At 56.1% G+C, this 14,740-nt stretch carries 14 protein-coding genes; 12 read left to right on the top strand and 2 right to left on the bottom strand.

The genetic code is table 11. From position 1 onward, the window contains the following. The first annotated feature begins 179 nt into the window (after window positions 1-179). Window positions 180-572, top strand: a complete 393-nt coding sequence (locus tag FHW16_RS21985; RefSeq protein ID WP_182551428.1) for a hypothetical protein — start codon at window positions 180-182, stop codon at window positions 570-572. Beyond that, window positions 559-1,353, top strand: coding sequence for a tetratricopeptide repeat protein (locus FHW16_RS21980; protein WP_182551427.1), 795 nt, complete (start codon window positions 559-561; stop codon window positions 1,351-1,353). Before FHW16_RS21985 ends, FHW16_RS21980 begins: the two co-directional genes overlap by 14 nt. 40 nt (window positions 1,354-1,393) lie before the next feature. Here the strand turns inward: FHW16_RS21980 and xth are convergent, their stop codons facing one another. After that, window positions 1,394-2,173, bottom strand: coding sequence for an exodeoxyribonuclease III (gene xth / locus FHW16_RS21975; protein WP_182551426.1), 780 nt, complete (start codon window positions 2,171-2,173; stop codon window positions 1,394-1,396). A gap of 235 nt (window positions 2,174-2,408) precedes the next feature. Further along, entirely contained in the window at window positions 2,409-2,732 is a 324-nt protein-coding gene (gene erpA / locus FHW16_RS21970; protein ID WP_182551502.1) for an iron-sulfur cluster insertion protein ErpA, read from the bottom strand. Between the two features lie 171 nt (window positions 2,733-2,903). On the opposite strand from erpA, the gene FHW16_RS21965 reads away from it, so the two are divergent. From FHW16_RS21965 to serS, 10 genes are all read left to right on the top strand, one after another. Further along, window positions 2,904-4,112 (top strand): deoxyguanosinetriphosphate triphosphohydrolase, encoded by a 1,209-nt coding sequence (locus FHW16_RS21965; protein ID WP_182551425.1) that lies wholly within the window; start codon window positions 2,904-2,906, stop codon window positions 4,110-4,112. Window positions 4,113-4,175: 63 nt separating this feature from the next. Next, a complete protein-coding gene (gene argS, locus FHW16_RS21960) occupies window positions 4,176-5,933 on the top strand; it encodes an arginine--tRNA ligase (RefSeq protein WP_182551424.1) in 1,758 nt (585 codons plus the stop codon). A gap of 99 nt (window positions 5,934-6,032) precedes the next feature. Continuing rightward, a complete protein-coding gene (locus tag FHW16_RS21955; protein WP_182551423.1) occupies window positions 6,033-8,720 on the top strand; it encodes an SPOR domain-containing protein in 2,688 nt (895 codons plus the stop codon). 76 nt (window positions 8,721-8,796) lie between these two features. Further along, the gene (gene nagZ, locus FHW16_RS21950; RefSeq protein ID WP_182551422.1) at window positions 8,797-9,816 is read left to right on the top strand and encodes a beta-N-acetylhexosaminidase; all 1,020 of its coding nucleotides are present in this window, start codon (window positions 8,797-8,799) and stop codon (window positions 9,814-9,816) included. Between the two features lie 58 nt (window positions 9,817-9,874). Continuing rightward, on the top strand, window positions 9,875-10,705 hold the full coding sequence (locus FHW16_RS21945) for a segregation and condensation protein A (protein ID WP_432652070.1): 831 nt from the start codon (window positions 9,875-9,877) through the stop codon (window positions 10,703-10,705). Continuing rightward, entirely contained in the window at window positions 10,698-11,429 is a 732-nt protein-coding gene (scpB, locus tag FHW16_RS21940; RefSeq protein WP_182551420.1) for an SMC-Scp complex subunit ScpB, read from the top strand. The genes FHW16_RS21945 and scpB overlap by 8 nt, the downstream gene beginning before the upstream one ends. A gap of 189 nt (window positions 11,430-11,618) precedes the next feature. Next, a complete protein-coding gene (locus FHW16_RS21935; protein ID WP_182551419.1) occupies window positions 11,619-11,840 on the top strand; it encodes a twin-arginine translocase TatA/TatE family subunit in 222 nt (73 codons plus the stop codon). A 64-nt stretch (window positions 11,841-11,904) separates the two neighbouring features. After that, window positions 11,905-12,555 (top strand): Sec-independent protein translocase protein TatB, encoded by a 651-nt coding sequence (gene tatB / locus FHW16_RS21930; protein ID WP_182551418.1) that lies wholly within the window; start codon window positions 11,905-11,907, stop codon window positions 12,553-12,555. Continuing rightward, complete coding sequence (tatC, locus tag FHW16_RS21925; RefSeq protein ID WP_182551417.1) at window positions 12,552-13,382, top strand: twin-arginine translocase subunit TatC; 831 nt, start codon at window positions 12,552-12,554, stop codon at window positions 13,380-13,382. Before tatB ends, tatC begins: the two co-directional genes overlap by 4 nt. A 69-nt stretch (window positions 13,383-13,451) precedes the next feature. Beyond that, window positions 13,452-14,735, top strand: a complete 1,284-nt coding sequence (serS, locus tag FHW16_RS21920) for a serine--tRNA ligase (protein ID WP_182551416.1) — start codon at window positions 13,452-13,454, stop codon at window positions 14,733-14,735. The last annotated feature ends 5 nt before the right edge of the window (window positions 14,736-14,740 follow it).

Here is a 14,740-nt window from a genome sequence, read left to right as displayed (position 1 = left end):
TTGACCGCGCTTTGTTGTGCAGTGCAATGCTGGTTCTGCGAAAGTAAGAATTTCTCCATTACGTTTTGTGACGATTCAGCAACACTTCTAAGCGATGATTTGCGGGGCGGAGGTAAGGGGCAATTTTGCCCATTTTGCGCCACAAACCCGGAGCACCTCGATAGGGCGGCGACCGGTAAATGGTTGAAGAGATGTCGTGCAATGGTGCCGATATCCCGCACGGGGCAATGATGGACGCAACACCGATCTTACTGGCTTATCGAGATGGCCGTTACGCGATGTCGGAACTGACGCGCTCCCTGTGCGATTCCACACTTTCAGGTACACCAGATTCATCGAAATCCGGCCGTACTATTGCCGGAATGCGGTCAAATGAATGCTGGAATGCCGTGCGATATTTCTCAACAACGAGACTGGCGGCGCAAAAGGCGTTGACCGGTAAAAATTGGATGGCAAGCCGCGCAGCAGCGAGCGGTGCCGTAAATCAGGTCCAGACGATTTGTGTTGAGCGCGGTAATGCCGCGACGCATGCGTTCCGGGCAAGGGAAGTGCACTGTCATGTTCATCATTGATCGCTTCGCAGCCCCGATGTTCGGGATTGGCCTTGCATTGAGCGCCATGACCCTGCCTTGTCATGCTTTCGATACAAGCAATGAGATGAACCAGGATTCGAGTCCGTTCGATCTCTTCAAGTTTGGTTTTTCTGCTTACAAGAACGGCCACAAGGATGAAGCGGTCAAAGCATTGCGGTTTGCTGCGGAAAAGGGGCATCAGGGCGCAAACTGGAAACTCGGCCGCATGTATGCGGAAGGTGATGGCGTCAAGGAAGATGACTACGAAGCCTACAAGATGTTCGAGCAGGTGGTGCATGAAGGTGCTGAGCAGGGCACTGAAAATGAAAGCTACGTCGCCGATGCCCTTGTTGCGCTCGCCGGATATGTAAAGCGCGGCATTCCGAATTCTCCTATCCGCTCCAATCCGGGTGCTGCGCGCGACCTTTATCTGCAGGCTGCATCGAATTTCGGTGACTCCGATGCCCAGTTTGAACTCGGCAAGATGCTGATGAAGGGCGAGGGCGGTCAACCCAATCCAAATCAGGCGGCGCGGTGGTTCCGTCTTTCGGCCCAGAAAGGCCATGCAGGGGCACAAGCCATGCTCGGCAACCTCCTGTTTCAGGCTGGCAAGACGGTGCGTGGCTTGGCCATGATGACAGCCGCTTTTGAGCGTGCGTCCAAACAGGATCGTGTCTGGATCGGCGATATTCAGGAACAGGCATTTTCCATTGCTGATGAGGCGGACCGGCGTACGGCGATTGTCCTTGCCGAAGACATCATCAAAACAGGCGATTTCTGAAGCGCCTGGCTCGATCCTGCCTGCGTAAAGCGGCACCTAATCAGACTATGGAAATTGCAACGGGCACGTGATCCGAGGGTTTTTCCCAGGCGCGGACATGTTTCTCGATGCTCGCAGATTCAAGTCTGTTGGCCGCTTCCGGCGAGAGCATGAGGTGATCGATGCGGATGCCATTGTTCTTTTGCCATGCGCCAGCCTGATAATCCCAGAAGGTATAGATTCCCGCCGCATCGGTTACGGAACGCACGGCATCCGTAAAGCCGAGATTTTCAAGGCGACGAAAAGCCTGGCGTGTTTCCGGCTGAAAAAGCGCATCATTCACCCATGCTTCCGGGTGCTTGGCATCCTTCGGCTCCGCAATGACATTATAATCGCCGGCAAGCACCAGCGGTTCTTCCAGCGCGAGCCGGCTTTCTGCCCAACGCTCCAGGCGTTCCATCCAGCGCAACTTGTAAGGAAATTTCTCCGTATCGATGGGATTGCCGTTGGGCAGATAGAGCGAAACAACACGGATAGCGCCTGTTTCCGTCGAGAATACCGCTTCGATGAAACGGGACTGTTCGTCGGTATCTTCGCCGGGCAGACCGCGCGTGACCTCGTCAGGCGTCTTCTTCGACAAAATGGCTACACCGTTGAAGCCTTTCTGGCCGTGGGTTTCGATGTGATAGCCCAGTGCTTCTATCTCGGCCCGCGGGAACAGCTCGTCGACAGATTTGATTTCCTGCAGGCAGACGATGTCCGGATTTGACTCCTGCAACCACGCCGTCAGGACTTCGATCCGCGCTTTCACACCATTGATGTTCCAGGTAACAATTTTCATGGGAAACAACGACTTTGCTGAGTTTTTGATTGCGCGAAAATCGATATCAATCTCTACCGATCATGGGCGGAACGATACGCGCGCCTCAGGCAGCGGGTCAAGCGGTGAGGCGGCAATCAAAACCACGCTGCACATGTTCCTGACAGGTGATGCCATGGGCAAAATCCACTGAAGACTCGCCTGCAAACAAAAAGCCGCCCGGGAGGCGGCTTTTGCACAACATTAAATCGGCAGGTCAGACGGAAAAACTGGTTCCGCAACCGCAGGACGAGGTCGCGTTGGGATTGCGGATCTGGAAGGACTGCCCCATCAGATCGTCGATAAAATCGATTTCGGAGCCGCCGATGTACGGAAGTGATATTGAATCAATCAGAACCTTTGCACCCAGCTTCTCTATGACGATATCGTCGGCGTCCTGTGCATCAACGAGATCATACTTGTAGGAAAAGCCCGAGCAGCCACCACCCTCGACAGAAATGCGCAGCGCAGTCTTGTCCGGGTCGGATTTCAGAATTGCCGAAATGCGCTTTGCAGCGGCATCGGATACGGAAACATTCATTGCATCACTCATTTCTTCACGCTCCAAATGCGAACAAGTTCGCCGCGCTCCGGCTCAAGTTGACATTGTCATGTCACATCTTGCCATTCATCATACACCATAGCTAAGAATTGGCGACCGCGAAGTCAACGACCAGAGCGGTTGCAAAGTGGAAAGGCACTCAATTCAATCATGTCGATGCAGGGAATTGGCTTCGGATACAGGGAGAGGGCACCCTATGCCTGCGATCCGCAGCGTAGTCGTGGACGGCTTGTTCCGGAAAGCGAGAGTCCGACGCGCACGGTTTTTCAGCGCGACCGCGACCGGATTATCCATTCCACGGCCTTCCGGCGTCTTAAACACAAGACGCAGGTCTTCATCGCGCACGAGGGCGATCATTATCGTACCCGACTGACCCATACGATTGAAGTGGCCCAGATTGCCCGCGCCTTGGCCCGCTCCATGCGGCTGGATGAAGATCTGGCGGAAGCCATCGCTCTGGTCCACGATTTCGGTCATACGCCGTTCGGTCATACGGGCGAGGACGCCCTGAATGAACGTATGAAGGATTTTGGCGGTTTTGACCACAATGCCCAGTCATTGCGTATCGTGACCAATCTTGAAAAGCGTTACGCAGAATTCGATGGGCTGAACCTGACGTGGGAGACACTGGAGGGGCTGGTGAAGCATAACGGCCCGCTGACGGGGCCGGATGGCCAGGGGCTGAAGCATCCTGTACCTGCGGCTATTTTGGAATATAACAGCCAATACGATCTCGAACTCGGCCGCTTTGCTTCGCTTGAGGCACAGTGCGCAGCTATTGCGGATGATATTGCCTATAACGCGCATGATATTGATGATGGCTTGCGCTCGGGGCTTCTGTCGCTGGATGCACTGGAGGATGTGGCACTGACCGGTGACATCCTGCGCGCTGTGAGAGAGAAGTATCCTGTTCTGGATGATGTCCGCACATCGCACGAGATCGTCAGGCGACAGATCACAATCATGGTCGAGGATGTTATCGCGACGGCGCAGATGAATCTGGACGCACTTCAACCGCTATCCGTGGATGATATTCACAACGCTGGTCGCATGCTGATCGGGTTTTCCGACGCCATGCGCGCGAAGGAAAAGCTGCTCAAGTCATTTCTCTACAAGAATCTCTATTTTCACGAGAGCGTCATCCGTATCAGAAAATCCGCTGACAAAATCGTGAGAGATCTGTTCGATGCCTATATGGCCGATGAGCAGACGATGCCGGAAGGCTGGCGGGATGGGCAAAAACAGGACGATTTGGCCGCGCGTGCGCGGCTTGTTGCCGATTTTCTTGCCGGGATGACCGATACGTATGCTGTGCGCGAGCATCGTCGCTTGTTTGACCACACGCCCGAATTGGCTTAAGCGAAGGGCCAATCGTGGTCGAATGACCGCATCAATTTGAAAAACCCGATCGAGTATAACGTCATGAACATCTTCGCCGATTTCGACGCGCGGATTAAAAAAGCCCTGCAAGCGCTTGAACTGAAAACAATTGATGGCGCCGATGTGGATCTTTCCCGCGTTGGTGTAGAGCCTCCGCGCGATCCCAGCCACGGTGATATCGCGACGAATGCGGCTATGGTTCTTTCCAAAGCTGTTGGCCAAAATCCGCGTGAACTGGCTGTCAAAATCGGAGATGCGCTGAAAAATGACCCGGATGTTGGCTCCGTTGACGTTGCTGGACCGGGTTTTATCAATCTGCGTCTCAAGGATACCTATTGGCACAGGCAATTGGCAGGTATGCTGGGTGCCGGTCTCGACTATGGCCGCTCGAAGCTGGGCTATGGCCACCGGGTCAATGTCGAGTTTGTTTCAGCCAATCCGACCGGTCCGATGCATGTGGGTCATTGCCGGGGTGCTGTGGTGGGCGATGCTTTGGCCAACCTTCTGTCTTTTGCGGGTTATGACGTTACCAAGGAATATTACATTAACGATGCGGGCGCGCAGATCGATGTCCTGGCCAATTCGGTGATGCTGCGTTACCGCGAAGCGCTTGGTGAACACATCGGCGACATTCCGGCCGGGCTTTATCCGGGCGACTACCTCGTTCCGGTAGGGCAGGCACTTGCCGCGGATTACGGCACAAAGCTTCTGGCGATGCCGGAAGAAGAAGCGACGGCGATCATCAAAGACCGGACCATTGATGCAATGATGGCGATGATCCGGGACGATCTTGCATCGCTCAACGTGCATCATGATGTGTTTTTCTCCGAGCGGACGCTGCATGCTGATAATGCCAAGCAGATCAGGTCAGCGATCAACGATCTGACCCTGAAGGGCCATGTCTACAAGGGCAAGCTGCCACCACCCAAGGGCCAGGTGCCCGAGGATTGGGAAGACCGCGAGCAAACCCTGTTCCGTTCGACGGATGTCGGCGACGATATCGACCGGCCATTGGTGAAGTCCGATGGGCAGTTCACCTACTTTGCTGCCGATGTTGCCTATTTCAAGGACAAGTACGACAGGCATTTCGATGAAATGATCTACGTGCTGGGTGCTGATCATGGAGGATACGTCAAGCGGCTTGAGTCGCTGGCTCGCGCCGTTTCCGGCGGTACGGCCAAGTTGACCGTTCTCATATGCCAACTCGTCAAGCTCTATCGCGATGGCGAACCGGTGCGGATGTCCAAGCGTTCAGGTGAATTCGTTACCTTGCGCGACGTGGTTGAGGAAGTCGGGCGCGATCCGGTTCGGTTCATGATGCTGTACCGGAAGAATGATGCCCCGCTTGATTTCGACTTCGCGAAGGTCACCGAGCACTCCAAGGACAATCCGGTATTCTATGTTCAGTATGCTTCCGCCCGGTGCCATTCCGTATTCCGGCAGGCAATCGAACAACTCGGATTGGGTGAAGAATCACTTGCGGCAAGTGCCCAGCACTTTGGTTTATTGACCGATGAAAGCGAAATCGCGCTTATCCGCAAGGTGGCCGAATATCCCCGCTTGATTGAAACAGCAGCCGTCCATCAGGAGCCGCACAGGCTGGCTTTCTACCTTTATGACCTCGCAAGTTCGCTCCATGCGCAGTGGAATAAAGGAACCGAAAATGCGGACTTACGTTTTATTAAGGTTAACGATCCAAACTTGTCCCAAGCCAGGCTAGGGCTGGTTCAGGTTGTTTCTAAGGTTTTGACGTCCGGATTGTCTATCATTGGTGCGGACGCCCCAACCGAAATGCGCTGAAAGGCGTGGAAATCCTGTCAACTTTTGCCCACATTGCGCTGGTATGGCCAATGCGTGACGTTTTTTGACGTCCATAGTTGAGAGTACAGGATTAACGCCATGGCGGACAACTATCTTCAGCGTTCTCACCGGCAGGATGATTCGCGAATCGGTAACGACGATCCTCTGATGGAGCTTTCCCGCATCATGGGAACGCCCGCAGAAGAGGAAAACTCTGCGACTGGTTCCAGTGAGGATCTTGCTATGGATCTGGAGCGCGAGCTCATGGGTGACTTCGACGAGCACCCGGAGACAGTCGCCCACACTGCGGACACCGTGCACGATCACAGTCCTGCGGCAGCGCAGGATCCTTTCGCGGATTTCGATCTTCAGGATGCGGTAGAACGGGAATTGATGTCGAATGAGGAACCTTCTCATTCACATCCTGTCGCGGAACCGGTTCGTCAGGTGGTTTCCGAACCGGCTGCGATCTATGAAGAGGCCGATTATGCCGATTATGAGGCGGAAACGGCCTATGTGGATAGCGAAGCGGGCGAGGGCGTTGATACCAGCGAGCCGGTGAGTTTCACACCGGAGCCACCTGCACCTCGCACGGAGCCTGCCGCGCTTTATACGGAAGAGCATGTTCAGCCCGAGCGTGCAATTGTCGCCGCACCATCGCTCAGCCTCGAGGACGAGCTGGAGACACTTCTGGCCGGTTCCGCGAAACCTGTGATCCAGCGTTCCGGCAATGCGTCCTGGGGTTACGGCTCGCAAGCGCCGGTTGCCGGCCGCACGGAAGCTGCTCCTGTTATCAGCCGGGCAACAGCGTACGTGCCGCCTGCGGCCCAGCCGGCTCCCGTAGCTGCACCACCGGCTTATGTACCGGAACCAGTCGCCTATCAGGCGCCTGCTGCCTATGAGCCTGTACAGGTACAGGAAACCGCTCCGGTTCAGGACGATCCGCTTGACGATTTCGATACTGAAGAGCTGATGGCAGCTTTTGATGATTTCGAAGTGCCGATGGACATCGAGGACACTGTGGCCGAGCCACAGGCAGAAGCGCGGGCTGAGGAGATCGAACTTCCCCGTTACCAAAACCCTGTTCAATCCTATGACGCTTTTCATGAGCCAGCTCCCGTGGCTGCTCTACCCGAACCTGTGGCCGAAACCCATCATTTGCCCGAGCCGCAGGATTTGAGCGGTTACGCGGATGAACTTGATCGTGCTGCCTCTTCCATTGCTTCTGCACCGGATGTTCATACGATGGCCGTCACGGAAAACCGTGTCGAACCCACGGAAACTCTGGATTTGCCCGAGGTGCATTACGAGGATGATGTTCCGCAGCACAATGGTCTGGGTGAATTGGAGACCGAATTCGCTGAAGTTTTCGGCTCCATAGAAGCTGAAGATCCCCGCGCCGCCCATGCCGCGCCGCAGGAAGAAGCGCAGCCTGCTGCTGCGCCCAAGGATGAATATGCCGATATTTTTGCCGACGTGTTTGGCAATGAGGCTGAGAAGGGTGGCTATACTCCGGCAAACTATGCTGCTGCCGGCGCTGGAGTCGCTGCCGCGGCAGCTGGTTTGGCCGCGGCCGGCCATCAGGCGCGCCCGGTCGCCAGCAACTATAGCAATGGTCCCGAAGACGATATGGACTTTGGCTACGATCCAAAGCGCGATGACGTCGGAATGGCTGCCACAGCCTATGCTCAGCCCGCGGTGCGCAAACGCAGCTTTGTCGTGCCGGGCGCTGTGGCCGCCGCTGTTCTCATCGCTGTTTCCGGCGCTGTCGCTTATAAGTGGACCAGTGGTTCGAGCGGAACGCCCGTTGTGATCATGGCGGACAAGACTCCGATCAAGGTTCAGCCTGAGACCGCAGCCACTGCAACCGCGCCTGCGCAGGACAAGATCGTCTATGAAAAGGGCGCGACGGCCGATACCTCGCCGCCAAAGCAGCAGCAGCTCGTAACCACCCAGGAACAGCCGGTTGATCTGGCTGCCGACGAGGACGAGGATGTAACGGGCAGTGATGTTGCAAGCAACAAGGCCGAGGAGCGGGTTGATCCTGCTGCCGCGAATGTTGCCTCGACAGATCAGCAGGCACAACCGAACAACGCAATTGCGCCGCGCAAGGTTCAGACCATGGTCGTGAAGCCCGATGGTACAATGGTTGCTGCCATTCCGCAGGCAGCGGACCCTGTCAGTTCCGGTCCGGCTGCTGCACCTGTTGCACGCCCGGCACCGGCCACAGCTTCGGCTCCCGTAAACGCCATGCCTGACGGTAACGATCAGATCGGTTCGCTCGCTGCTGCAAGCAACCCGGCTACACCACCACGGCCGGCGGTCGAACCATTGGTTGCCAAGCCACAGGTTCCGGCTTCCGGCAAGCTTCCAGCCAAAGCAGTTGAAACGAAGAAGATCACCTCCGAAACGGTTGCCTCTGTCTCGCCAAAGAATGTTCCGGTCGTCGATCGTCCGGCGGATCAGCCTTTGAATGTAGTCGACCGGGTTGCTCCGCAGAAGGCGGCCGCCCCCACTCAGCAGGTCGCATCGGCTGCTACACCAGGCGGTTATTTGATCCAGGTCGCTTCGCAGCCGACGGTCGAAGGCGCACAGAAGACCTACGCGTCATTGTCACAGCGCTATCCCGGTGTGATCGGTGGTCGTGGCGTAGACATCAAGCAGGCCGAGATTGCGGGCAAAGGCACATTCTTCCGTGTCCGCATTCCGGCAGGCAGCAAGGATGATGCGGTCAATTTGTGCACCAAGTACAAGTCGGCCGGTGGCAGCTGCTTTGTGACCCAGTAAGTTCCAGCGCATAAACAGACAAAGGCGGCCATTGGCCGCCTTTTCCTTTTTTGCATCAACACAGTAGACTCTGCGCATGAGCGAATCAAAAGCATGGATTGCCGGTACGTCCGGTTTGAAGCTGACTCCGGATGAAATCGCATTCTTTCGCGATGAACGTCCCTGGGGTTTTATATTGTTTGCCCGCAATGTCAGTGAGGTGGCACAGGTCGAGGATTTGACCGCTCATCTGCGCGATCTGGTCCGGCGTGAGGAAGCCCCTGTGCTGATCGATCAGGAAGGCGGGCGGGTTCAGCGTTTGCGGCCGCCATTGGCGCCGAATTACCCTGCCGGTTCTGCACTGGGTGCGCTCTTCAAGCAGGATGAAGAGGCGGGATTGCGGGCTGCATGGCTGTTGTCACGCCTTCATGCGTTTGACCTTCTGAAGCTTGGTATCAACGTTGATTGCCTTCCTGTACTGGATGTACCGGTCGAAGGCGCCAACGAAGTCATCGGCAGCCGTGCCTATGGCAAGCATCCGGAAATCGTTACGGCCATGGGCCGGGCTGCGGCAGAAGGGCTTGTTGCTGGCGGGATGCTGCCTGTCGTGAAGCACATTCCGGGGCATGGTCGTGCATTTGCCGACACGCATCATGAGTTGCCGACCGTGACGACTCCGCTCGAAGAGCTTGCAGAGCATGACTTCGCGCCATTCCGCACCCTTGCCCATTTGCCGATGGCCATGAGCGCCCATGTGATCTTCTCTGCCATCGATCCCAAGAACCCGGCAACGACATCGGGCAAGGTTGTGGAAGAGATCATTCGCGGCCATATCGGTTTTGATGGGCTCCTGATGAGCGACGACGTGTCGATGAACGCACTTTCTGGGGATTATGTTGACCGGACCAAAGCAATCTTTGCGGCCGGACTCGATATCGTGCTTCACTGCCACGGTATTATGGAGCAAATGACGGCCGTTGCCTCCTGTACTCCTGAGCTGAACGGCAAGGCACTGGAGCGGACGCAACGGGCTATCAAATATGCGAAGAAGCCGGATGCTTCGGACGAGGCGGAAATCCGGGAAGAGTTCCAGCGCTTCTTCGAAGCGGTGGCATAGAAGCGAGAGAGAGTTGACGGCGACGGAACAGAAAACCAATGGCAATACCGCAGCACCCATGGAGGCGCTGTGGGAAAGCACATCGGATCGCGGTGTCAGCGAGCCGTCGCTGCTGATTGATATCAAGGGCTTTGAAGGTCCGCTTGACCTGCTTCTGCATCTGGCGCGCAACCAACGGGTTGATCTCGCCCGTATTTCCGTACTCGCTCTGGTTGAGCAATATTTGATCTTCATCCGTCAGGCGCAGGCCCTGCGGCTCGAACTTGCCGCCGATTATCTCGTCATGGCCGCATGGCTGACCTATCTCAAATCCAAGCTGCTGATCCCGAAAGCCCCCGGCGACGAGGGAGAGAGCGGAGAGGAACTGGCGGCAACGCTGCAATTCCGGCTGAAGCGTCTGGAAGCAATGCGCGATGCGGCGACCAAGCTGGTCAACCGCAATCGTCTCGGTAGGGATATATTTGCCCGAGGCATGCCGGAAGCCGTCATTGTTGATCAAACCAACATCTATTCGGCGACGCTGTATGAACTTCTGACGGCCTATGCGTCGCAGCGGCAGAAGCAGGCCATTTCCCACGTGCAGATTGCACGCCGCAGCGTTTGGTCCCTGAAAGAAGCGCGAACGATCCTGATGCGTCTCATTGGCGAGATGAAAGACTGGACGGCGCTGGATCAATACCTCCTCGATTTCATCGCTTCGCCCAGCGAGCGCGCAACGGTGCTTGCCAGTTCTTTTGCCGCCAGCCTTGAGATGGTTCGGGAAGGGCATGTGGAAATTCAGCAGACGGGTGCGTTCAAGCCGATTTTCCTGCGTGACCGTGCACCAAGGCCAGCGGAAAAGACCGGACAACCTCCGCTCACAACCATGAGGGATGTGGCCAATGGTTGAAAACGGTCCTATGCATATCCAGCATGACAATGACGAAAGCGATCTGCAGAAATCGGAATGGGCATCGGCTATCCCGGTGTCTGAGGCGTTGCGGATGGCGGAGGCCATTCTGTTCGCTTCGGCCGAACCGGTGACGGTGAGGGCGCTGGAAGAGCGTCTTCCTTCCGGGATCGATGTGCCGGCTCTCCTGGGAGAACTGCAATCCATCTATGCCAAGCGCGGCATCAATCTCTTGCAGGTCGGCGGCGCCTGGGCCTTCCGTACCGCCGCTGATCTTGCCTTCCTGATGAACCGCGAGGCGGTGCAGCAAAAGAAGCTCTCCCGCGCTGCGCTCGAAGTTCTTGCGGTGATTGCCTATCACCAGCCGGTCACCCGCGCGGAGCTTGAAGATATTCGCGGCGTGGAAACGTCAAAGGGTACGCTGGATGTGCTGATGGAAACGGGCTGGATCAAGTTTCGCGGGCGCAGGCGTACACCGGGGCGGCCGATAACCTATGGTACAACCGGCTCGTTCCTCGATCATTTCGGGTTGCAGGAAGTGCGTGATCTACCGGGAATTGACGAATTGCGCGGAGCGGGACTTCTGTCAGCGCGGATGCCAGCCAATTTCGCCATTCCGGTGCCGGTCAATGATCCGGATGAGCTGACAGAGGACGAGGATCCACTGACGGATATCGATCTTGAAGAGCTTGGACTTTTGACGCCGCGTGTAGAACACGATTGAATTTTTATTTGCCATATTTGTGCGCAATGGTGGCGTAGACATGCCAGTTCGTGAAATTCGTGACGAAGATTTCAATTCGCACTTGCGCTGAACAAACATGAATGTGAAACAACAATATGCACTTGTGTTTGAAAAGCACGGGGAAAAGGCATAGATGAGCTCAAACTGTTGAGCGAATGCGAGGGTAAGATGGGTAGTTTTTCAATTTGGCATTGGCTGATCGTTCTGGCGATCGTGCTTCTGGTTTTTGGTCGCGGCAAGATTCCCGAATTGATGGGTGATGTTGCAAAGGGTATCAAGAACTTCAAGAGCGGCATGAGCGACGACGATACGGCTGAAAATTCCAAGACGATCGACAATCAGCCGAACCAGCCGGTAAATTCCGTCAAGGAAAAGACGACAAAGTCCTAAGTGGCTGAGAATAGCCTTGTCCTGCGCGCGGCCTCGCTGCCGCGTCGTGGCTGGAGCATGATGAATGTTTGAAGTTGGTTGGTCGGAAATCCTGGTGATCGTGATCGTCTTGATCGTGGTGGTCGGGCCAAAGGATTTGCCTAAAATGCTGCGCGCCTTTGGCAAGGCAACGGCCAAGTTTCGCGCCACGGCGGGTGAATTCAGGCGACAGTTCGACGAAGCCCTCAAAGAGGCCGAACTCGATGACGTCAGGGATATCATCAACGATGCCAAGAGCCTCGATCCACGCAATGACATCCGCAAAGTTTTCGATCCCGTGCGCACCATCGGCGAAGAGATCCGCTCGACGCTGAAGGACGGTGGCACGGCGGCGAAAGACAATATTGCGGTCCCGGATCCCTCGGCTCCGGGCGCCACACCGGTGCAGCCACAGGTCATGGAGCCTGTTGCGCCGTTGATGACTGCCGCGACACCGAAAAAACCAGGCCGGACAGCCAAACCGAAAGCCGCTGCTGAAAACGCACCTGCTGCTGCCGCCGTGGTCAAGAAAGTCGCGTCAGCCAAAACTGCGGTAAAAGCAGCTCCTGCCAAAGTTGCAGCCAAAACTGCTCCAGCCGGGACACCGGCAAAAGCATCTGTAAAGGCTGCTCCAGCAAAAAGAACGGCAAAGCCGCAGGCCAAAGCCAAAGCTGGCGATACGGGGACACAATCGTGAGCAAGGCCGAAGACGAAATTGACAAGAGCTCAGCCCCGCTGATCGAACACCTCATAGAACTGCGCCGCCGTCTGATCTGGGCATTGCTGGCGTTCTTTGTAGCGTTTCTGGTGTGCTTCCACTTCGGCAAGCAGTTGTTCAACCTTCTGGTTATTCCGTACCAGTGGGCTGTCGGCTGGGCCGGTTTCGATCCGTCCAAGGCGCAGCTGATCTATACGGCACCGCAGGAGTTTTTCTTCACTCAGGTCAAAATCGCCATGTTTGGCGGTATTGTGCTGGCATTTCCGGTCATCGCCTCGCAAATCTACAAGTTTGTTGCGCCGGGCCTGTACAAGAATGAACGGATGGCGTTCCTGCCATTCCTGATTGCATCACCGGTCCTGTTTCTCATGGGCGGCGCGCTGGTTTATTTCTTTTTCACGCCCATGGTCATGTGGTTCTTCCTTGCCATGCAGCAGACAGGCGGCGCCGGCGAAGTGCAAATCTCGCTGCTGCCCAAGGTTTCCGAATATCTCAGCCTGATCATGACGCTGATTTTTGCATTCGGTCTCGTGTTTCAGTTACCTGTGGTAACGACACTGCTGGCCCGGGTCGGGATTGTCGGTTACGAGGGCCTGAGGTCAAAGCGCAAATACGCTATTGTCATTGCCTTTATTGTCGCGGCGGTTATTACACCTCCGGACCCGCTCAGCCAAATCGGTCTTGCACTCCCGACGATCCTTCTCTACGAGATTTCCATCTGGATGGCGCGTCTGATCGAGAAAAAGCGTGAGGCAGCGGATGCCGAGGCAAAATCAGGCTCCAGCGATAGCGATATCTCTTCCTGACGCAGCTACCGGTTTCGCCGGACAATCACGTCCTCATTCCAACGACCACTCCAAGACGGCTTTAATACCATGCTCGACATCAAATGGATCCGCGAGAATCCGCAAGCGCTTGACACAGCTCTGGCAAAACGGGGCGTCGAGCCTCAGTCGTCCCGGTTGATCGATCTGGATGAAAAGCGTCGCCAGCACATCGCGAAACTGCAGGATGCCCAGGAACGCCGCAATGCGGCGTCCAAGGAGATCGGCAAGGCTATGGGTGCCAAGGATCAGGCAACGGCTGACCGTCTGAAGGCGGAGGTGGGCGAGATCAAGGTATTCCTGCAGTCTGCCGAAGAGGAAGAGCGTCAGCTCGACCGCGCGTTGAACGATGCGCTTGCTGTCCTTCCCAATCTTCCGCTCGACGGTGTTCCGGTCGGCAAGGACGAAAGCGGCAATGTCGAGACGCGCCGCGTCGGTCACCTCAAGAACTTCTCCTTTGAACCCAAAGAGCATTTCGAGATCGGTGAAAATCTTGGCTATATGGATTTCGAGCGCGCGGCCAAACTATCCGGTAGCCGCTTTACCGTTCTGAAGAGCCAGCTGGCACGTCTGGAGCGCGCACTTGGTCAGTTCATGATTGATCTGCACACGACAGAGCACGGCTATACCGAGGTTAATCCGCCGCTTCTGGTCAATGCGGACGTGCTGTATGGCACTGGCCAGTTGCCGAAATTTGAAGAGGATCTCTTCAAGACCACCGACGGCCGCTATCTGATCCCGACAGCCGAAGTACCGCTGACCAATCTTGTGCGGGAAGAAATTCTCGACATTCGCGATCTGCCGATCCGCATGACGGCGTTGACCGCCTGTTTCCGGTCTGAGGCTGGGTCGGCCGGCCGCGACACGCGTGGCATGCTGCGCCAGCATCAGTTCATGAAAGTCGAGCTTGTGTCCGTGACGGACGCCGAAAGCTCCGTTGCGGAACACGAGCGTATGACTGCCTGCGCCGAAACAGTGTTGAAGCGGCTTGATCTGTCGTTCCGCACGATGACCCTGTGCACTGGCGATATGGGCTTTGGCGCGCAGAAGACCTACGATCTGGAAGTCTGGCTTCCCGGTCAGAAGGCCTATCGTGAAATCTCTAGCTGCTCCGTCTGTGGTGATTTCCAGGCGCGTCGCATGAATGCGCGTTATCGTCCTGAGGGCGAGAAATCGACCCGTTTTGTTCACACGTTGAATGGTTCGGGCACGGCTGTCGGACGCGCACTGATCGCTGTGGTTGAAAATTATCAGAATGAAGACGGCAGTGTAACGGTTCCTGAAGCACTTGTGCCTTACATGGGCGGATTGAAACGAATCGAAAAAGCCACATAGGAGAG

Source organism: Phyllobacterium myrsinacearum, assembly GCF_014138285.1.
Classification (GTDB): Bacteria; Pseudomonadota; Alphaproteobacteria; order Rhizobiales; family Rhizobiaceae; genus Phyllobacterium; species Phyllobacterium myrsinacearum_A.
Note: the sequence above shows the minus strand (reverse complement) of the source record. Positions and strands in the feature narration are given on the sequence as shown.